This is a genomic window from Mammaliicoccus sp. H-M34, assembly GCF_022386495.1.
Classification (GTDB): Bacteria; Bacillota; Bacilli; order Staphylococcales; family Staphylococcaceae; genus Mammaliicoccus; species Mammaliicoccus fleurettii.
In genome coordinates this window covers 43854-63960 of the sequence record NZ_JAJNIK010000001.1, presented here as the reverse complement: position 1 = coordinate 63960, position 20107 = coordinate 43854, and the positions used below count along the sequence as shown (strand labels likewise).

At 30.5% G+C, this 20107-nt stretch carries 20 protein-coding genes and 1 riboswitch; of the genes, 17 read left to right on the top strand and 3 right to left on the bottom strand.

Translation table 11 applies throughout. From position 1 onward, the window contains the following. Positions 1 to 45 precede the first annotated feature (45 nt). Positions 46 to 549, bottom strand: a complete 504-nt coding sequence (locus LQ608_RS00300) for a DUF309 domain-containing protein (RefSeq protein ID WP_239749150.1) — start codon at positions 547 to 549, stop codon at positions 46 to 48. 97 nt (positions 550 to 646) lie between these two features. Here LQ608_RS00300 and LQ608_RS00295 point away from each other — a divergent pair, with 97 nt between their 5' ends. The 9 genes from LQ608_RS00295 to LQ608_RS00255 all read left to right on the top strand — a co-directional run bounded on the left by LQ608_RS00295 (position 647) and on the right by LQ608_RS00255 (position 9497). Beyond that, complete coding sequence (locus tag LQ608_RS00295) at positions 647 to 1381, top strand: segregation and condensation protein A (RefSeq protein ID WP_078356605.1); 735 nt, start codon at positions 647 to 649, stop codon at positions 1379 to 1381. After that, positions 1368 to 1925, top strand: a complete 558-nt coding sequence (scpB, locus tag LQ608_RS00290) for an SMC-Scp complex subunit ScpB (RefSeq protein WP_078356606.1) — start codon at positions 1368 to 1370, stop codon at positions 1923 to 1925. Before LQ608_RS00295 ends, scpB begins: the two co-directional genes overlap by 14 nt. A 2-nt stretch (positions 1926 to 1927) precedes the next feature. After that, positions 1928 to 2665: a pseudouridine synthase gene (locus LQ608_RS00285; RefSeq protein ID WP_078356607.1), complete on the top strand. Its 738-nt coding sequence runs from the start codon at positions 1928 to 1930 to the stop codon at positions 2663 to 2665. A gap of 117 nt (positions 2666 to 2782) precedes the next feature. After that, positions 2783 to 3319, top strand: a complete 537-nt coding sequence (resA, locus tag LQ608_RS00280) for a thiol-disulfide oxidoreductase ResA (RefSeq protein WP_078356608.1) — start codon at positions 2783 to 2785, stop codon at positions 3317 to 3319. A 13-nt stretch (positions 3320 to 3332) separates the two neighbouring features. Beyond that, positions 3333 to 4976 (top strand): cytochrome c biogenesis protein ResB, encoded by a 1644-nt coding sequence (resB, locus tag LQ608_RS00275; protein WP_239749149.1) that lies wholly within the window; start codon positions 3333 to 3335, stop codon positions 4974 to 4976. Then, complete coding sequence (ccsB, locus tag LQ608_RS00270; protein WP_239749148.1) at positions 4969 to 6186, top strand: c-type cytochrome biogenesis protein CcsB; 1218 nt, start codon at positions 4969 to 4971, stop codon at positions 6184 to 6186. The genes resB and ccsB overlap by 8 nt, the downstream gene beginning before the upstream one ends. A 27-nt stretch (positions 6187 to 6213) precedes the next feature. Next, positions 6214 to 6921, top strand: a complete 708-nt coding sequence (locus tag LQ608_RS00265; RefSeq protein ID WP_107509695.1) for a response regulator transcription factor — start codon at positions 6214 to 6216, stop codon at positions 6919 to 6921. Then, positions 6921 to 8660, top strand: coding sequence for an ATP-binding protein (locus tag LQ608_RS00260; RefSeq protein ID WP_078356612.1), 1740 nt, complete (start codon positions 6921 to 6923; stop codon positions 8658 to 8660). Before LQ608_RS00265 ends, LQ608_RS00260 begins: the two co-directional genes overlap by 1 nt. Before the next feature lie 77 nt (positions 8661 to 8737). Further along, positions 8738 to 8871: riboswitch (FMN riboswitch) on the top strand. A 77-nt stretch (positions 8872 to 8948) separates the two neighbouring features. Then, positions 8949 to 9497, top strand: a complete 549-nt coding sequence (locus LQ608_RS00255; protein ID WP_119634241.1) for an ECF transporter S component — start codon at positions 8949 to 8951, stop codon at positions 9495 to 9497. A gap of 163 nt (positions 9498 to 9660) precedes the next feature. Here LQ608_RS00255 and LQ608_RS00250 read toward each other — a convergent pair whose 3' ends face one another. Continuing rightward, positions 9661 to 9909, bottom strand: a complete 249-nt coding sequence (locus LQ608_RS00250; RefSeq protein WP_016913182.1) for a ferredoxin — start codon at positions 9907 to 9909, stop codon at positions 9661 to 9663. 104 nt (positions 9910 to 10013) lie between these two features. Here LQ608_RS00250 and LQ608_RS00245 point away from each other — a divergent pair, with 104 nt between their 5' ends. The 5 genes from LQ608_RS00245 to LQ608_RS00225 all read left to right on the top strand — a co-directional run bounded on the left by LQ608_RS00245 (position 10014) and on the right by LQ608_RS00225 (position 15705). Beyond that, a complete protein-coding gene (locus tag LQ608_RS00245; protein WP_239749147.1) occupies positions 10014 to 10970 on the top strand; it encodes a helix-turn-helix domain-containing protein in 957 nt (318 codons plus the stop codon). Beyond that, positions 10951 to 12324 carry a RecQ family ATP-dependent DNA helicase gene (locus LQ608_RS00240; protein ID WP_239749146.1) on the top strand — a complete coding sequence of 458 codons (1374 nt, stop codon included), beginning with the start codon at positions 10951 to 10953 and terminating at the stop codon, positions 12322 to 12324. Before LQ608_RS00245 ends, LQ608_RS00240 begins: the two co-directional genes overlap by 20 nt. A 92-nt stretch (positions 12325 to 12416) precedes the next feature. Then, positions 12417 to 13889, top strand: coding sequence for a LysM peptidoglycan-binding domain-containing protein (locus tag LQ608_RS00235; RefSeq protein ID WP_239749145.1), 1473 nt, complete (start codon positions 12417 to 12419; stop codon positions 13887 to 13889). 24 nt (positions 13890 to 13913) lie between these two features. Further along, a complete protein-coding gene (locus LQ608_RS00230) occupies positions 13914 to 14555 on the top strand; it encodes a CBS domain-containing protein (RefSeq protein WP_239749144.1) in 642 nt (213 codons plus the stop codon). Positions 14556 to 14718: 163 nt separating this feature from the next. After that, on the top strand, positions 14719 to 15705 hold the full coding sequence (locus tag LQ608_RS00225) for a YpdA family putative bacillithiol disulfide reductase (protein ID WP_078356618.1): 987 nt from the start codon (positions 14719 to 14721) through the stop codon (positions 15703 to 15705). A 45-nt stretch (positions 15706 to 15750) separates the two neighbouring features. On the opposite strand, the gene LQ608_RS00220 is transcribed toward LQ608_RS00225, so the two are convergent. Next, positions 15751 to 16719, bottom strand: a complete 969-nt coding sequence (locus LQ608_RS00220) for an asparaginase (protein WP_239749143.1) — start codon at positions 16717 to 16719, stop codon at positions 15751 to 15753. A gap of 75 nt (positions 16720 to 16794) precedes the next feature. Between LQ608_RS00220 and cmk the strand changes: the two genes are divergently transcribed. The 3 genes from cmk (at position 16795) to der (ending at position 20104) form a co-directional block, all read left to right on the top strand. Beyond that, positions 16795 to 17448 carry a (d)CMP kinase gene (cmk, locus tag LQ608_RS00215; RefSeq protein WP_078356620.1) on the top strand — a complete coding sequence of 218 codons (654 nt, stop codon included), beginning with the start codon at positions 16795 to 16797 and terminating at the stop codon, positions 17446 to 17448. 78 nt (positions 17449 to 17526) lie between these two features. Then, complete coding sequence (gene rpsA / locus LQ608_RS00210; protein ID WP_078356621.1) at positions 17527 to 18684, top strand: 30S ribosomal protein S1; 1158 nt, start codon at positions 17527 to 17529, stop codon at positions 18682 to 18684. 109 nt (positions 18685 to 18793) lie between these two features. After that, positions 18794 to 20104 carry a ribosome biogenesis GTPase Der gene (gene der / locus LQ608_RS00205; RefSeq protein ID WP_078356622.1) on the top strand — a complete coding sequence of 437 codons (1311 nt, stop codon included), beginning with the start codon at positions 18794 to 18796 and terminating at the stop codon, positions 20102 to 20104. Positions 20105 to 20107 lie beyond the last annotated feature (3 nt).

Below are 20107 nucleotides of genomic sequence, written 5' to 3'. Positions count from 1 at the left end.
TTCTATTAACTTTTGCAATAGTGTGGGGATTTGTTTATTGGTTATTTATAGTTTAGAATGACGTTGGTTGTAAGCTAAATTTCTGCTTTCTATAACTTCCGTACGGTCACGAAGCAGATGATGATGCTTAATATAATCTGATACATTTTTATTATAGTTAAAATCAAAGTCATCATAAGTACTTTCTAAAGCTTGGTAACATGCTTTAGTTAATGGAAGCTGTATATTACGATATACTTTACCTTGATCAATTCGCATGATTTGCGACTTAATAATTGATACATAAGGTGTCTTTTCAATACCTAATTGATGAAATTCATCATTAGCCTCTGCGATTTGTAAAGATTTTTTATATGTTTTAAGTGCGCCAGTAATATTTCCACGTCTATAGTGATAACAAGCAGTAGAAAATAATATTAAACTAACTATTGAGTCGTTTTTACTAAAATTCTCATATTCTTTCCAATGTTCTTCTAAAATATCGTGACATTCAAAGTAATGTCTTAAGACATGGAAATGATAATGAAATGACATAACTTGTGTTTCCATTTTAAATCCCTCTTAGCATAGAATCTTTATATGTAATCATGGTATAATAATTTTTAGGTTTATGCACGTAAAAGGAATAGAAATGAGGAAGTTTTAAATGTATGAAGTAAAACTTGATGCCTTTGAAGGACCTTTGGATTTATTACTTCATTTAATACAGAAATACGAAATTGATATTTATGATATACCAATGAAGGAACTTACAGAACAATATTTAAGTTATATACATCAAATGAAGATATTAGAAATTAATGTGGCAAGTGAGTATTTAGTTATGGCATCAGAATTGTTAATGATAAAAAGTAAATTATTATTGCCTACACAACCTTCTGACATTGATGAATTTGAAGATGATCCAAGGGAAGATTTAGTTAAACAGTTAATAGAATATCAAAATTATAAAGAATATGCAGAATTGTTAAATGTTAAAAAGAATGATAGAGAACATATATTTATTAAAAAACCTGCAGATTTGTCCAAATTTGAAGCGGTACACGATAAACGTGCACCATTAGATTTAGATATGACGGATTTAATTATTGCATATCAACGAACAAAGAGAAGACAGAGATTTAATAAACCACAGCATGTAACTGTGAGTGAAGATAGTTATACAATTGAGATGGCTACAGCAAATGTTAAAGATCAACTCTCGCGTTGTAAAAGTTTTAATTTTTTCGAAACTTTACCACCTGATTTGAATACAAATGTTTTAGTAACAATGTTTTTAGCAATATTAGAAATGATGAAATTAAGACAAATTGATGTTTTTCAACAATATCAATTTGGAGAAATAACTATAAATCGAGGCGTGAACTATGTCAGTGAGTAAATTAGGATTATTAGAAGGATTATTATATTCATTAGGTGATGAAGGAATTGAAACAAACCAATTATGCGAATTGTTGGAAATTACACCATCACAATTGAAAGATTTAGCCGCTGAATATGAAAGAGAAACATTGCAAATTATATTTTATGGTAACAAGTGTATTTTAACTGCTAAACCAGTTATGCATGCATATCTTGAAAAGTTAATGATAGACAATATGAATACTAAGTTATCACAAGCAGCTTTAGAAACTTTATCAATTATTGCATATAATCAACCTGTTACAAGAAGTGATATTGAAGTAATTAGAGGCGTGAATTCTGACGCTTCTGTAAAAACATTAATAGCTAAAGGTGTAGTAGAATCAAAACATAATGAACAATCTAGAAGTCAATTACTTTATACAACTGATTACTTTTTAAATGTTTTTGGTCTTACTTCTTTAGATGATTTACCTAAATCAACGAACGAAGAAAATGAACAAGAAGAAATGGATTTGTTTTTTAGTAGCATGAATGAAAAACAAAATAATGAGGAGCAATAAATATGAGCGAAGAATTAGAAAGATTACAAAAAGTAATCGCAAAAAGTGGATATACTTCACGTAGAAAAGCTGAAAAATTAATCGAAGAAGGACTTGTATATGTCAATCATAAACAAGTTAAAGAACTAGGTACTAAAGTGAGAGATTCAGATTATATAGAAGTTGAAGGTATTCCTTTAGAAATGCCTGATAAATTATATATATTATTCCATAAACCAACAAAAGTAATCACAAGCGTATCTGATGATAAAGGTAGAACAGTTGTAACAGATTTTTTCAAAGAAATTAAAGCAAGAATTTTCCCTGTTGGTCGTTTAGATTATGATACTTCTGGATTACTAATTTTAACAAACGATGGGGAATTCACTAATTTAATGACACATCCTCGTTATAAAATTCAAAAAAAATATGTAGCGAAATTAAAAGGCTATTTATTGAGAGAAGAAGTTAAACAACTAGAAAAAGGGATACAACTTGAAGATGGTTTAACACAACCAGCTATCGTTAAAGTGAAAAGTCAGGATAAAGAACGCAACGTAACACATGTTGAAATTACGATTACTGAAGGTAGAAATCGACAAGTTAGAAGAATGTTTAGTCACTTTGGACATGAAGTTGTGAAACTATCACGAGTTGAATATGGACCTTTAAATTTAAAAGGGTTAAATGCAGGTCAAGGTAGAACAATGTCACCACATGAAATAAAAGTATTAAGACATTTAGCACAAGATGGTAAATAAACTGTAAACGTTCACAATAATGCCACTAATCTGCTTTTTAGTCATGATATACTATACAAAACACCATAACATTTTACATGTATGGTTTTTTTATTGTGTTAGGGAGGATAATAATAAATGAAGAAAAAACAGAAGACTATACTCCAAATTGTTATTACGGCGGTTATTCTTCTCGCAATTATATTTACAGTATGGTCTAGCCTTACTAAAGATAATGATAAAATTGCTCAAGTAGGAGATGAGGCTCCTCTATTTGAACTTGAAACTGTTGATGGAAAAAAAGTTAACTTAAAAGATTTTCGTGGAAAAGGCGTATTAATAAACTTCTGGGGAACATGGTGTGAACCTTGTAAACGTGAAATGCCTGAACTTGAAAGACAATACCAAAACTATAAAGATAACGGCGTAGAAGTCATTGCTATACATGTAAGAAATAATCCACAACAAATTAAACAATATTTAAGTTCATTAAAAGAAACGCCATCATTTAATGTTGCGATGGATAATGATAATTTGGTCACTGATGCATATGGAGTAAACCCATTACCTACAACTATTACTGTTGATAAAGATGGTAAAGTTAAGTCTAAGCATACTGGTGAACTTTCTAAAAAACAAATCATCAAAGAAATGGAAATGGTCAAAGTGAAATAGAGGGGGATTTAAGGTGAGTAACAAGCAAATTATTTGTGAGTGTGGGCATAAAAACCCTGAAGGTACTCAACTCTGCTTAAACTGTGGTCGTTTAATAAATGACGACTACGATAAGAAAAAAACAACTGACGTTATGCGTTATGATGGCCAAGCAATACGTTCAAAGACTAAGAATAGAACAATTTTAGATCGTGTCTGGAATTTCTTTGCTTCAATTAAAACTGGGGTTACATTACTTATATTGACTGTTGTAGCAGCATCAATAGGTACTATATTCCCGCAAGAATATTTCATTCCTATGAATGTTAATCCAGAACAATATTATTATGAACATTACGGATCGTTAGGATTGTTATACTACAAATTAGGATTTCATAATTTATATACTTCATGGTGGTTTTTAATTTTACTTGGCTTAGTTGCCTTTTCAATTATTACATCTAGTATAGATAGAGGTATACCATTACATAAGTCTTTGAAAAATCAAAGAACAAAAAAACACAGCACATTTTATAAACGTCAAAGATTAAACATGTCTACTAGAAGTGAAGTTGACTTAGATAGTATTGGTAAATCATTTAAAGAAAAACGATACAAAGTAAAACAAGAAGACAATCATTTGTTACTTGAAAAAGGTCGCTTATCTAGATATGGTCCTTACATTAATCATACAGGACTTATTATATTGTTATTCGGTGCTATGCTTAGATTTTTACCAGGCTTTTATTTAGATGAAATGCTTTATGTTAAAGAAGGAGAAACTAAACCTGTTCCTGGAACTGATAGAGCATATTATATAAAAAACAATGACTTTATATACGAAGAGTATGATCAAAAGTCTCAATCTAATACAAATGCGGAATCAATCGATCCAAGTTTAAATAAAATTGCTAAAAACTATGAGACTAAAGCTACGTTATACAAGAATGATCAACAAGATGTTATAGGTTCGAAAGCAAACTTAAAAGAAGTAGCTACAGATTCTATAAAAGTAAATCATCCATTAACATATGACAATTTGCAATTTTATCAAAGTAGCTTTGATAATTCTTTATTAAAAGATATGACTTTTAACTTAAAAACGAAAGACGGAAAATCTTTAGGTGAATCATTTACTGTTAATTTGGAAAGTCCTAAAAAGGAATATAAACTTACTGATGATTTAACAGTAAAATTAAGAAGTTATGCACCAGACTATGAAAAAATAGAAAATGGTGTATTAGCTACTAAATCACCAAATCCAAATAATCCTGCTTTTGTGTTTGAAGTTACTAAAAAGGGTGAGAAACCTGAATTTAGTTTCTTGAGAATTAAGGAATCAGAAGATATATCAAAAGGTAATCAATATGATGTGAAGTTCGCTAATGCTACGAATCAATGGGCAACCGTTTTAGCGGTTAAAAAAGATTTAACATTACCAATATTATTTACTGGATTTGTCATTTTCTTAATTGGCCTAGCAGTTGGTTCATATATTAATCACAGACGTATTTGGATTAATAGCGACAATGGTGACTTTAATATTGCAGCCCATACAAATAAGAATTACTATGGATTTAGTAAAGAAATCAATCAAGTATTAGATAAACATCAAATTTCACATATCAAAGATACAAAAGAAGATATTCACGAAAGCAAGGAGGCAAATAATGGATAAAGATTTATTTTTAAATATTAGTAATATTAGTTTATATTCGGCATTTATACTATATTTAATAGCAATTGTGCCATTTTCTTTTTCAGTTCGTTCATCTAAAAAAAGAGCTGAAAAAATTGGAATTATTTTAACAGTTGTTGGTTTCGTATTACAAATTATTTACTTTATTACGAGATGGATTGCTTCAGGTCATGCTCCAGTTAGTAATATGTATGAATTTTTAACGATGTTTGGAATCATGATGGTAGGAGGATTCCTTGTTATTTATTCAATTTACAAAACACCAATTCTTGCACTATTCGTACTACCAATTGCAATGTTACTAATTGCATATGCAAGTATGTTTTCTAGAGATGTATCACCATTAATACCTGCATTACAATCTAGTTGGTTAGCAATACATGTAATCACAGTAACGATTTCTTACGGTATATTATCTATTAGTTGTGTTGCTGGTTTAATATATTTATTTGCAGCAGTTGATCCAAAAGAAAAAACGATACATAGCTTCTTTGTTGAAGTGATTATGTATTTCGTTGTAATCATCATAGGTTTTATTTTAACAACTGTAATCATGAAAGATATTGTTGGATATGATGACACATTCTTCTTTATTGATAAAAACGACAGTAATTCTGTACAACATTACCATTTACCTGCATTTGTGACACAGCAAGACAGCTTGCTTGTTGATCATGTTTCAGGAAGTGATTATGAACCAATTGAAAGAAACGATATATTGAGCTGGATTAAAATTGAATTACCAGCCGTAATCAATGCTCAGAAACTCAATACAGTAATATGGTCAATTGTGATTGGTTCTATCTTGTATGGTATACTGAGATTGATTTTAAAAGGAAAAACATTGTTCAGTCTAATGAAACCATTGACGAAAAAAGTCAATCTATCCTTAATGGATGAAATAGGATATCGAGCAGTTATAATAGGATTTCCTTTATTTGCTCTGGGTGGTATTTTATTCGCGAGCATTTGGGCTCAAATGGCATGGAGTAGATATTGGGGATGGGATCCTAAAGAAGTATGGGCACTCATCACATTCTTGTACTATGCGATATTCCTACACTTAAGATTAGGTAAAGGTTGGGAAGGTCGCAAATCAGCATGGTTAGCTGTTGGTGGTCTTGCAATTATCCTATTTAATGTTATTGCAGTTAACTTAATTGTAGCTGGTTTACATTCTTATGCTTAAAAATTGCTAGAAGGGAGTTAAGCAAGTATGACAGATCGTATTTTAGTTGTAGATGATGAAGATAGAATTCGCAAGTTAGTAAAAATGTATCTTGAAAGAGAAGGTTATGAAACAGATGAAGCTGAAAATGGACAAATTGCGTTAGATAAAGCTTTAAACGAAGATTATGACTGTATATTATTAGACTTAATGTTACCTGAAATAGATGGGATTGAAGTATGTAAAAGAGTTAGAGAAACAAAATCAACACCTATTATTATGCTTACTGCAAAAGGAGAAGAAAATAATAGAGTAGAAGGTTTTGAAATTGGAGCAGATGACTATATTGTAAAGCCATTTTCTCCAAGAGAAGTGGTATTACGTGTTAAAGCTCTGTTAAGACGTACAACTAATCATTCTGTTGTTAATCAGACAAGTACTGCTAAAGATTTAATTGTATTTGAAAATCTAGTGATTGATAATGACGCACATCGTGTGCTAGCTGATCACAAAGAAGTAAATTTAACGCCTAAAGAATATGAATTATTATTGTACTTAGCAAAATCACCAGATAAAGTATTTGATAGAGAACAACTTTTAAAAGAAGTATGGCATTATGAGTTCTACGGAGATTTAAGAACTGTTGATACTCATGTAAAAAGGTTACGAGAAAAGTTAAATCGCGTTTCAGAAGAAGCAGCTCAAATGATTCATACTGTTTGGGGCGTTGGCTATAAATTTGAGGTTCCTGAATAATGAATCGGTTAAATAGTGTTGTTGTAAAACTGTGGTTATCTATTATTTTAATAGTAACGACAGTTTTACTTTTATTAAGCGCCTTTCTTATAACTTTTTTGCAATCATATAATACTTCAACAACCGGTGAAAACTTATACAATAATGCCAGTAAAATTGAACGTTTACTTCTTAACTCACATGAGAAGGAATCTGTAATTGATTATGCTAAAGAATTAGTAGAAGATCCTGCTGGACTGATTATAATTAAAAATAAACAAGATTTAACTAAACAATCAGAAGATCCACTAAAAGATGTCATGATTGATGAAATAAGAACAAATCAATCTTTTGATAAAGTTTTTAACAATGATGAACACGTTTTAAAAGAAATTAAACTATCATATAAAGGTGAAAAACATCAATACATCTTATTAGGTTATCCATCTCAAGCTTTCCAAGAAGATGAGGCAGGTATATTTTTATTTCAAGATATTAATTCCATAAAAGAAGCTCAAAACGTAGTAACACTTAGTATATTAGTCTCTGCAATTATATTGTTAATAGTCAGTACAGTATTTGCCTTTTTCCTATCTAATAGAATTACTAAGCCACTTATACAACTTAAACATGCAGCATTTAAAGTTGCAAAAGGACATTATACAGAGAAAGTTCCTATCTATACTCGTGATGAAATAGGTGAACTTGGATTAGCATTTAATAAAATGAGTAAAGATATAAGAACAAACATTGATGACGTTAAGTCAAAAAATAATATCCAAGAAAAATTGATTAATTCTATGATAGATGGCGTGCTCGGGATAAACGATAAAAATGAAATAATTATCTCAAATTCGAAAGCAGATACATTTTTACAGGAAATTAGAGAATATGCACATGTTGATATATCTACTCAAAGAAATGAAACATTTAAAGATAAAAACACTCAATTCTTTGAATACGAATTAGGTCATAAATATTATGTGGTTATATCAACATATATTGATAGCATTCAAAATGATGGTTCATCAGGAATTGTTGTTATTATTCGTGATATGACTGATGAACACCATATGGATCAAATGAAAAAAGACTTTATAGCGAGTGTTTCTCATGAGTTAAGAACACCTATTTCTATGCTACAAGGTTATACAGAAGCAATAGTTGATGGTATCGTGACAGAACAAAAAGATATAGATGATTTTCTTTATATCATTTTAGATGAATCTAAAAGATTGAGCAGATTAATTAATGAACTTTTAGAAGTTGCTAAAATGGATGCTGAAGGGATTAAAGTCAATTTAGAAGCATTTAATATTTCAACACTTATTAATAAAATTGACACTAAATTTTTACCACAAGCAAAAGAAAATGGACTAAATTTATCATTTGAACATCTTGGTGATGCTACAAATTGGTATGGTGATAGCGATAGAATCGAACAAATTTTAACAAATTTAATAGATAATGCTATGAGGTATACTCATCAGAACGATTCAATTGAAGTGATTTTTGATGATACACAAGAAGAAGACTTTGTTATTATTGTTAACGATACTGGAGTAGGTATTGCAAAAGAACACTTAGAGCAAATATTTGATCGATTTTATAAAGTGGATGCATCTCGTACGAGAGGTAAACATGGTACAGGACTTGGCTTATTTATTGTACAAAAGATTATTGATGCTCATGATGGTACGATTAATGTTAAAAGTGAAGAAGGTAAAGGAACTCAATTTACAATTACTTTACCGAAATAAAATGATTGTGAGTAATTTTGATGAAAATTGTTTAGTAATGTGCTAATATATGAATCATAAAAATAAAATTTAATAAAATTCATCTTCGGGGTTTGGTGTAATTCCATACCGGCGGTTATAGCCCGCGACCTGATACGTAAATATTTATGTATTGGCTGACTTAGTGAAAATCTAAGGCCGACAGTTAAAGTCTGGATGGGAGAAGATGGAGGAAAAATCTAGTTAATACTAGGTTTATTTAGCTATTGCTTTCCTCCTATTCTTACGAGATGAATAGGAGGAGTTTATATGTCTAACGATAACAAAACAAAGCGCTTACTCACTGTAAGTATGCTTATTGCAATTAGCTTTATTTTAATGTTTATAAAATTTCCATTGCCATTTTTACCGCCATATTTAACTATGGACTTTAGTGACGTACCAGTACTTGTAGCAACATTTGCTTTTGGTCCTGTATCGGGTATTTTGGTTGCATTATTCAAGAACGTATTGAACTTTTTAATTGTATCTCATGAACCTATAGGTAACACGGCAAACTTTCTAGCTTCAATCTGTTTAATTATACCAACATACTATTTTTACCGTATTAAAAAAAATAAATTGTTTATGGGCTATGGCTTATTAACAGGAACAATTTTAATGACGATATTTATGAGTTTAATGAACTATTTTGTTTTATTACCTTTATATGGTCAAATTATGAATTTAGCAGACTTAACACATAATCTAAAATTAATTGTCTCAGCAGGGATCATCCCATTTAACTTAATAAAAGGTATCGTGATTTCTATTATATATATACTGATATTTGATAAACTTAAAACGATTATAAAGTAAATGAAAGTCCAATAGAACACCCAATCCAAAATTGATTGCAATGGATTGGGTGTTTTTTTATAATGTTATTAAAGAAAAAAAGAGTAGAAACCATTTGTTCAATGAATTTCTACTCCCTTATGTGTAAAGATTGTTATATTCTAAAATCTTAATTTAATCTATATTATTCGAATTTAAGTGCGTCTCCGTCAAACGATTCATCTGCTATTTTAATTGAATCTGTAGGACAACCTTCGAAAGCATCTTCCATATCTTCGAGTAACTCTTCAGGAACAGCTTCGATTCCCTTATTGTCGTCTAATATTACGTAGGCGATTCCCTCGTCGTCATAATCATATATATCGGGGGCAGCTGCTCCACATGCACCACATGCGATACATGTATCCATATCTACTATTGTGTATTTAGCCAAAATTTTCGCCTCCTTTAAAAAACATGCTACACTTATTATACATACTTATTTTAGTGATAACACTTATATTTTTCAACATTTTTATATTAATTGAGGTGATTTATTTGAAAGAATTAATTTTGAAAGCCCTTTCTATGAAACATGAAAATAAAACGCATAAAAGTATTTATAATATTTTAATTGGAAAGAAAACACATCAGACCTATTTTGATGCTAGTATTGAGCATTTAAAATTATATTATGGCTGTCTACCAAATTTAAAATACAATGATTTCGAAATGATAGTTGAGCAAGAACCAATAAAAAATCAAAATCCTATTGTTGGTAATTATTTCTATCAACAAGCTATTCAAACAGTAGGCACTATATTACTGTTGATACAAATGATTAGCCAGAGAAAACATGAGCATTTCTCTTATCAACCTATTATTAATGATAAAACAATTCAATTCAAAGCAAAAGAATTATACATATCTATTAACAATCATCACGAAGAAGAATTTATAAAAGAAGTTAATCAATTATTTGAAGATATAGATCATTATTTTAGTGGAATTTATGTTCATTATTTATTAGCTGGGTATCGTGAAACACCATATACAACAGAACAAATATCACAGATTGAAGAAATATCCATAATCGAATTAAAAGAACGCTTAGTCGAAGAATATCAGTTGATACAAATTACAATACAAAATCAAGAAAGATATCCAATTTTATCACAAATTAAATTTCAACCTAAATTACATCAGCAAACTTTGTCGACATATCAATTGTTAAATCAAACATACGATATCGAACAATTAGCTATTATGAAAAATGTTAAAACTCATACAATTCACGATCATATAATAGAAATGTATATTAAAGGCTATTTAACTGATATGAACAAGTACATAGATGACATTAAATATTCAAAATTTGTAAATGTCTTTGAAGATAACCCAAATCAAAATTTAAAATATTATTATGAAATTTTAGGCGAATTTACTTATTTTGAAATTAAATTAATGTATGTTTGCTTTGCAATGGAGGGATTAAATGCTACAAGAAGAACTTAAAAAGTATTTTGGATATGAAACATTTCGAAGTGGCCAACAAGAAACAGTTCAAAATATATTAGATGGTCACGATGTACTAAGTATCCTTTCAACAGGTGCTGGAAAAAGTTTGTGTTATCAACTACCTGCTTATATTACAGGAGGTAGAGTACTGATAATATCACCTTTAATTTCATTAATGGATGATCAAGTTGCGCAAATGAAATTAAATGGAGAAAAGAATGCAGTCGCAATTCATTCTGCTTTATCGATGGATGAGAAACAAGACATATTTAAACATTTAGAGAATTATCAATTTATATTTTGTAGTCCAGAATTTATTTATGAAGAGCATAACTTCAAACATTTTAAATCAATAAATTTTAAATATATTGTATTGGATGAAGCACATTGTCTGAGTGAATGGGGATTTGATTTCCGACCACACTATGCATTGATTTCAAAAGTGACGCAACACTTTCTTCATTCCCAAGTTATTGCTTTAACTGCTACTTTAACCCAAAAAATGATAATAGATATTCAAGAAATAACAAAAAGACAATTTGAAATACATAAAGAAGGTTTAAATCGTTCAAATATTATGTATCATCATTTTAATTTTGAAAGTGAAGAAGAAAAAGATAAATTTTTATTAAATGAAATTAAAGAAACGGGACCAACAATTATTTATGTATCTTCCAAAAAAAAGTGTCATGAACTAGCTGATATGATTTATAAAGAAGGATATTTAACTGGTATTTATCATGGCGATTTAGATTATCAAGAGAGAACTACAGTTCAAACACAATTTATTAACAATGACATTAAGATAATCGTCGCAACTAGTGCTTTTGGAATGGGCATAAACAAACAAGATGTTAGAACAGTTATTCATTATCATTTACCAACTTCACCATCTAAATTTGTTCAAGAAGTTGGTAGAGCAGGTCGAGATGGAGAACAGTCACAAGCAATCAGTTTATTTACACCACGTGATTTACTTATACTTAATCATTTAGCTAATGATCATGGAATTGATATAGATATGCTTAATTTATATGAACAAGGGTATCAGTTAAATGAGGAGGTTACGATGAATATAAAGTTCCTTCTTGAGCTATATCCTATCAATAAATTAAAAGCTAAAATTCAAGCTGAGCAAGATCAAAAAAGTTATGCATTTAATTACATGAAAAATTATGTTCAAATTGATAGTTGTAGAAGGCTTTATTTAATGCAATATTTTAACGAGAAAATCATGCAAGATGAGAACTGCTGCGATAATTGTAACAATGCAAAGTTAATAAAATTGCCTAATATTAAAGAAGTAAAGAGAAAAACAACATATCAAATTAGATTAAATGCAATATTTTAATAGGATTGCTTTACTTGATAAGTTGAACAGGGATATAATAAAGTGTAATTCAATATAATTGAAATCAATAAGTTAATGATGAGGTGAGTTTATTGTCTAAAGATAATTTTAAAGACGAATTTGAAAAGAGTCGTCAACCGATAGAACGACCTGAAGACAAGGTAAAGAAAGAAGAAATAAACAACGAAGAGACGAACAATAATAGTCAATCTAATCGGAAAGAAGTAGAAGATTCAAAACAAGATAATAAGCAACAAAGTAAAAAAGAACAACATTATCCTCCAAGAGGTGCATTAAGAAGACAACGAAGAAAAGAAGAAGCAAATAAACAGAGTTCAACTTCAGATACTCCGAAAGAACAAGAAACTAAAGAAGAACCTACACCATCTAATAAAGCTGCAGTTGGAGCAACTGGTGCAGATTCAGGCGTTTCAAATAATAATGTTAGTAAGAAACGTCCGAAAAAATCTTTAACTGACAAACCTGAACAACAACAGAAACCAGAAAATGATAAAAATAGCAAAAAAGGTGCTGCGGCAGCTGCTGGAACAGGAGCAGTTGGAGCAGGAGTAGCAGGTTCAGCAAAAAATAAAGACAATCAAAATCAAGTAAAGCAAGATGATAATAAACATGTTGAAAATGATAAGTCTAGTAAGAAAAAAGGCGCTGCCGCAGCTGCTGGTGCAGGAGCAGTTGGAGCAGGAGTAGCAGCCTCAGCAAAAAATAAAGACAACAAAAATCAAAATAAACAAGATAGTAATAAACATGCTGAAAATGATAAGGCTGGTAAGAAAAAAGGTGCTGCCGCAGCTGCCGGTGCAGGAGTAGCTGGAGCTGGAGCTTCTGGTGGAGGAACGCCTCCTAATGGTGGTAACAACGGTCAAAGTGGTCATAATGGAGACGATGGTAATTCTAGTAAATTTAAAAAAGCTTTAATACCTATTATTGCGGCTATTCTTATTTTAGGTGCCCTAGCTCTATTCCTTGGCATGTATTTAAATGGTGCAAATAAAGATAATGGTAAAGAGCTTGCTGAAAAAACTGAACAAACAAACAGTGATACTAAGAAAAAAGCAGATGAACAAACTGAAAAAGACCGAGCTAAAAAAGAAGATGAGAAAAAATCTGAAAACAATGATAAAAAATCAAGTGATTCAGATAAAGATAGTAACTCAAATACTTCTAGTGATTCTGCAAACAATTCATCAAACAACACAAATGAAAGCAACACAAATGAAAACAATTCTGATGAACAAAATAACCAAGCTAATCAAGACCAAAGTCAAAACAGCGACAATAGTATGAATCAATACAACGAAAGTGCTGAAAATGAAGATGTTCAAAATGCCGCACAAGATGCAGCAAATAATCAAGCAAATCAAAACACGCAAAATAATCAAAGTCAATCGCAAGAAGCTCATACAGTAACAGGAAAAGAAAACTTATACCGTATAGCTATTCAATATTATGGAAGTGGTTCACCTGAAAATGTAGAAAAAATTAGACAAGCAAATGGTATTTCTGGCAATGAAATATCACAAGGTCAGAACTTAGTAATACCATAGACATATACAAAAGGGGATGGATTTATGTATTTAACGAATATAATGATACCGAAAGAAAAATGTTACATTGCTCATCCAAAAGATACGATTCACTCAGCTCTTGATAAGTTGGAACATCACGGGATTGATGGTTTACCTATTGTAGCTGATGGAAAGTATATAGGAATGATCACAAGATATAGTATCTTTAGACATTATTTCTTTAAAAAAGAAAATGTATCTAGAGATAACTTTATTGCGGATACATTAATCGAAGAAATCTTAACATTAGATTTACACTCATTAAATGAAAATCTTGTAGTTGAAGAGTCACTACTTAATTTGCAAGATTTTCCGATTCTTGCAGTAGTAAATGATGAAAAAGATTTTCTTGGGGTAGTTACAAGATATGATGTTATGGAACAATTTAAGTCAGCTTTCGGTATGAAACAAAAAGGGGTTAGAATTGCTATTACATCAGTTGAAGCTGAAGGTAGAATTAAGCGATTATCAAGTATTATAGCTAAATACAAATTAAATACGATTTCATTTGTAACATTTGATGAAACGGATAAGATGTACCGTAGAATGATTATTAAAGTTGAAAAATCAAATAATATTGATAAGTTTATCAAGTACTTATCTAAAAATGGATTTAAAGTTCTAGATGTAACTGAAGATAATTAATATCAGCAGCCAACAATGAGTAATTTTGTTGGCCTTTTTTTTTATTTAATTCTTTATAAATTGTTTATTTACCTGTGTTCTTTGTTTAATTTAGAAATAATTTATTTTAATAATCTCTCTTTATTGATATAATGATTGAGGATATTATAAGGAGTGAAGGTACATGCAAGAATATGAAAGTTTAATAATCGGTGGAGGTCCATGTGGATTAAGTGCGGCAATCGAACAAAAAAGAAGAGGTATTAATACAGTTGTAATTGAAAAAGGTAATGTAGTAGATGCAATTTATAATTACCCAACTCATCAAACCTTCTTTTCTTCAAGTGATAAACTTGGAATCGGGGATGTACCCTTTATCGTAGAAGACTTAAAACCTAAAAGAAATCAAGCACTTGTTTATTATAGAGAAGTCGTTAAACATCATCAGCTTGATGTTAGAACATTTGAAGAAGTGTTAGCAGTTAAAAAAGTTGATAATAGATTTTTAGTCTCTACAACTAAACAAACTTACAAAGTTAGATTTTTAACAATTGCAACTGGATATTATGGGCAACCTAATTCATTAGAAGTAGAAGGGCAAGAGTTAAGTAAAGTTATGCACTACTTTAAAGAAGCTCATCCTTATTTTAATCAAGATGTCGTTATAATTGGTGGAAAAAATTCTGCAGTAGATGCTGCAATTGAATTAGAGAAAGCTGGAGCAAAAGTAACAGTTCTATATCGTGGTTCAGAATATTCTAAGAGTATTAAACCATGGATATTGCCTAACTTCGAATCGCTTGCAAACCACGAAAAAATTACAATGCATTTTAACAGTGAAGTAGAACGCATCGATGAAGAAACATTAACTTTCTCTAAAGAGGGAAAATCTCACACTATTAAAAATGATTTTGTATTTGCGATGATCGGTTATCATCCAGATTATAAGTTTCTAGAATCATGTGGCGTTGAAACCATTACAAACGAATTTGGAACAGCGCCATCATTTAATAAAGATACGATGGAATCCAATGTTGAGAATTTATATATAGCCGGAGTTATTGCAGCTGGAAATGATGCTAACACTATTTTCATAGAAAATGGGAAGTATCATGGTGGTACAATCGCACAAGACATAGATAGAAAAAAACAAACACCACTAGAATCATAAAAAACACCCTGTTATTGGTATTAAACCTTATAACAGGGTGTTTTTTTATGAGAAATATTGAACGAGTTCTTCTTTTGTTAAATTATTACTTAGTCCTACTAAAAGTTTCAATCTTGCTTTTTGGCCATTTAAACCATTCGACAAAATTATACCCATTTGCTGTAGTTGATATCCGCCACCTTCATATGCGTATATACCACCAACAATCCCATTAAATGATCGAGAAACCATCACTACAGGTATTTCCGCTTCTATTAAGCTTTTTATACCTTCTAATGCTGTAGGAGGCATATTACCTTGCCCAAGTGCTTCTATAACTAATCCGTCATATTTATAGTCGACGAAGAAATTTAATAGGTCACTAGATATATCCATATGTGCTTTTACAATACCTATTTTCATATCAGGATTAATTTCTGTATATTTCTTATTAAGAAATGGCTGGTGATGAAATATTACATGCGTTTTTGTGACACTTCCTATTGGTCCATAGTTTGGACTTTGGAAAGTACTCGTATTTGATGTATGTGTCTTTGTAACGTTTTTAGCTGTATGGATTTCGTCATTAAATACTACCATTACGCCTTTATTTTTAGCATCATCAGTTGATGCTACTTTCAATGCTGAAACATAATTATATAAACCGTCAGAACCTATTTCATTGGAAGATCTCATAGCACCTGTTAAAATTATAGGTAACTGAGTATCTATTGTTAAATCTAATAAATATGCAGTTTCTTCTAATGTATCAGTACCATGAGTAATAACAAAAGCATCATATTCATCATTCTTGATAGATTCGCATATGATATTCTTCAATTTAATAATATATTGATTGTTCATATGTGGAGAAGGTACTTGAAATGGGTTGATTTCTGTAATATCACCTAAAGATTGTATAAACTCTTGATGTCTGTGCATTGGATGTTCTGAATTTGTTTCTACTTTACCTGTATCTTTGTCTTCTGACATACTTATTGTTCCACCTGTATGTATAACTAATATTCTCTTCATTTCTTTCCTCCTATTCATATGATTATAGTTTATGATAAAATATATAGGATTAAAGAACAAGAGAGGTTAATACAAATGAAGAAAATAAATATTGCAATAGATGGTCCAGCAGCTGCTGGTAAAAGTACAATCGCTAAATTAGTAGCGCAAAAATTTAATATGATTTATGTAGATACTGGTGCTATGTACAGAGCAATAACACTATATTACATTGAACAAGAAACTGAAGATTTTGACCGACTTGTTAAAGAGATTGATTTGAAAATAGTTTTAGATAATGGTCAGAGAGTTATTTTAAATGGTGAAGATGTCTCAGAAAGAATAAGACAAAATGATGTAACGCAAAAAGTTTCTTACGTTGCTTCTAAAGAACCAGTCAGAACATTTTTAGTTAATGAACAACAAAAGTTAGCAAATGAAAAGAATGTTGTAATGGATGGTAGAGATGTAGGAACTACGGTATTACCAGATGCAGAGCTTAAAATATATATGATTGCATCTGTTGAAGAACGTGCTTTAAGACGTTTGAAAGACAATGAATTAAGAGGGATTGAATCAGATTTAGAATCTTTAAAATTAGATATTGAACGTCGTGATCAATATGACATGAATCGTGAAATCTCACCTTTAGTTAAAGCTGAAGATGCTATAAGTATTGATACAACAGGATTAACTATAGAAGAAGTGACAAATAAAATTTCAGAATTAGCAAAAAGTAAAATGAACTAAATAGTTCGAATTTCTTGACAATTTAGCTTCTTTATAAGAAGTTATTATTATGATATTTATTTAAAGGAGGCAATTTTGATGACGGAAGAATTCAACGAATCCATGATAAATGAAGTGCAAGAAGGTGACAAAGTAAAAGGTACTGTACAACAAATAGAAGATAAACAAGTAGTTGTACACATAGAGGGTGGTAAGTTTGATGGCATCATTCCAATAAGCCAACTGTCAACTCAACACATCGAAACAGCCAACGAAGTCGTCAATATTGGTGATGAAATCGAAGCGTTTGTAACTAAGATTGAACAAACCGAAGATAGTGGTCATTATATATTATCAAAACGTAAATTAGATGAGAACTTATCATACGAGAAACTACAAAAAATCCTTGATGAAGATGGAACAATCGAAGCTGAAGTAACAGAAGTTGTAAAAGGCGGTTTAGTTGTAGATGCAGGTATTCGCGGATTCATACCCGCTTCATTAATATCAGTTAACTACATTGAAGATTTTTCAAATTATTTAGGTAAAGTATTAACACTTAAAATTGAAGAATTAGATCAAACTAATAACAGAGTTATTTTAAGTCATAAAAAAATTGAACAAGAGTCTTTAAGTTCACAAAAAGAAGATTTCTTAAACAATTTATCTCAAGGTGATGTATTAGAAGGAAAAGTAGCAAGAATAGCTAACTTTGGGGCATTTATTGATTTAGGTGGTATAGATGGATTAGTACATGTTTCCGAATTATCACACGATCATGTTAAATCACCAGAAGAAGTCGTTACTGTTGGAGATACAGTTAAGGTTAAAGTTCGTGCTATTGATAGAGACGCGGAAAGAATTTCTTTATCAATCAAAGATACTTTACCAAGTCCGTTTGAACAAATAGATAATAATTTCTCAGTTGGAGATATAGTACCAGGTAAAGTAGTTCGATTAGCACAATTTGGCGCGTTTGTGGAAATAGGTGCAGGTTTACAAGGTTTGGTACACATTTCACAAATCAGTCACGAACATATAGGTAAACCTGATGAAGTTTTAGAAAAAGGACAAGATGTACAAGTTAAAATTTTATCAATAGATAAAGATGAAGAAAGAATTTCATTATCAATTAAAGATACAATTGAACAAGAAACAGATTATGATGAGTCTTATTTAAATCAAACAAATTCAGATGACGATAATCCAACATTGGGTGATGTCTTCGGAGATAAATTAAAAGATTTTAAATTATAATCCTAAAAAGCCATTCGAATAAACTTTGAATGGCTTTTTTTAATTCCATAGGCTAAACTGTGATGATATGTTAAAATAAAAAGGATTATGAATGAGAGGAAGTAGGTTTATGACGAAACCCATTATAGCAATTGTAGGTAAACCAAATGTAGGGAAATCTACAATTTTTAATAGAATTGTTGGAGAAAGAGTATCAATTGTTGAAGATACACCAGGTATTACGAGAGACAGAATATATTCAAGTGGTGAGTGGTTAACACATGACTTTAATTTAATTGATACTGGCGGCATTGACTTAGGCGATGAGCCATTCCAAAAACAAATTAGAGCACAAGCAGAAGTAGCTATAGATGAAGCGGATGTAATTATCTTCATGGCAAATGGTCGTGAAGGTGTAACTCAGGCTGATGAAATGGTAGCTAAAATATTATACAAATCAAATAAACCTGTTGTATTAGCAGTTAATAAAATTGATAACCCTGAGATGAGAAGTGAAATTTATGACTTTTATTCATTAGGTTTCGGGGAACCATTCCCAATTTCAGGTTCACATGGTTTAGGATTAGGAGATTTACTAGATGAAGCAGCTAGACATTTTCCAGAAGACGACGAACCTGATTATGATGATGAAACAATTAGATTATCACTTATTGGACGACCAAATGTTGGTAAGTCTAGTTTGATAAATGCTATTTTAGGTGAAGAACGCGTTATTGTATCACCAATAGCAGGTACTACAAGAGATGCAATTGATACTTTATATACTTATGATGAACAAGAATACGTATTAATTGATACTGCAGGAATGAGAAAAAAAGGTAAAGTGTATGAAAGTACAGAAAAATATTCTGTATTAAGAGCACTTAAAGCTATTGAAAGATCAAACGTTGTTCTTGTCGTAATTGATGCAGAAGAAGGTATTATTGAACAAGATAAAAAAGTTGCTGGCTATGCACACGAAGCTGGTAAAGCAATAGTTATAGTAGTAAATAAATGGGATACTGTAGAAAAAGACTCTAAAACGATGAAAAAATTCGAAGAAAAAGTTAGAGATAACTTCCAATTCTTAGATTATGCTCCAATTGCATTTGTTTCTGCTTTAGAGAAATCACGATTAAGAACATTATTCCCATTAATAACAATGGCAGATGAAAACCATCGTAAGCGTGTACAAAGTTCTACTTTAAATGAAGTTATTACAGATGCTGTTGCAATGAATCCAACACCAACAGATAATGGAAGAAGATTAAATATTTTTTATGCAACACAAGTTGCAATCCAACCTCCAACATTTGTAATATTCGTTAATGATGTTGAATTAATGCACTTTTCTTATAAACGTTTCTTAGAAAACCGCATAAGAGATGCATTCGGTTATGAAGGAACGCCAGTTCATTTAATATCTAGAAAAAGAAACTAAATT

Excerpts from the sequence above, each read along its gene's own strand:
- ccsB (WP_239749148.1), top strand. The coding sequence starts at position 4,969 with ATGGATAAAGATTTATTTTTAAATATTAGTAATATTAGTTTATATTCG.
- LQ608_RS00295 (WP_078356605.1), top strand. The coding sequence starts at position 647 with ATGTATGAAGTAAAACTTGATGCCTTTGAAGGACCTTTGGATTTATTA.
- LQ608_RS00240 (WP_239749146.1), top strand. The coding sequence starts at position 10,951 with ATGCTACAAGAAGAACTTAAAAAGTATTTTGGATATGAAACATTTCGA.
- LQ608_RS00260 (WP_078356612.1), top strand. The coding sequence starts at position 6,921 with ATGAATCGGTTAAATAGTGTTGTTGTAAAACTGTGGTTATCTATTATT.
- LQ608_RS00220 (WP_239749143.1), bottom strand. The coding sequence starts at position 16,719 with ATGAAGAGAATATTAGTTATACATACAGGTGGAACAATAAGTATGTCA.
- LQ608_RS00285 (WP_078356607.1), top strand. The coding sequence starts at position 1,928 with ATGAGCGAAGAATTAGAAAGATTACAAAAAGTAATCGCAAAAAGTGGA.
- scpB (WP_078356606.1), top strand. The coding sequence starts at position 1,368 with ATGTCAGTGAGTAAATTAGGATTATTAGAAGGATTATTATATTCATTA.
- rpsA (WP_078356621.1), top strand. The coding sequence starts at position 17,527 with ATGACGGAAGAATTCAACGAATCCATGATAAATGAAGTGCAAGAAGGT.
- LQ608_RS00255 (WP_119634241.1), top strand. The coding sequence starts at position 8,949 with ATGTCTAACGATAACAAAACAAAGCGCTTACTCACTGTAAGTATGCTT.
- cmk (WP_078356620.1), top strand. The coding sequence starts at position 16,795 with ATGAAGAAAATAAATATTGCAATAGATGGTCCAGCAGCTGCTGGTAAA.
- LQ608_RS00265 (WP_107509695.1), top strand. The coding sequence starts at position 6,214 with ATGACAGATCGTATTTTAGTTGTAGATGATGAAGATAGAATTCGCAAG.
- LQ608_RS00300 (WP_239749150.1), bottom strand. The coding sequence starts at position 549 with ATGGAAACACAAGTTATGTCATTTCATTATCATTTCCATGTCTTAAGA.
- LQ608_RS00225 (WP_078356618.1), top strand. The coding sequence starts at position 14,719 with ATGCAAGAATATGAAAGTTTAATAATCGGTGGAGGTCCATGTGGATTA.
- resA (WP_078356608.1), top strand. The coding sequence starts at position 2,783 with ATGAAGAAAAAACAGAAGACTATACTCCAAATTGTTATTACGGCGGTT.
- der (WP_078356622.1), top strand. The coding sequence starts at position 18,794 with ATGACGAAACCCATTATAGCAATTGTAGGTAAACCAAATGTAGGGAAA.
- LQ608_RS00230 (WP_239749144.1), top strand. The coding sequence starts at position 13,914 with ATGTATTTAACGAATATAATGATACCGAAAGAAAAATGTTACATTGCT.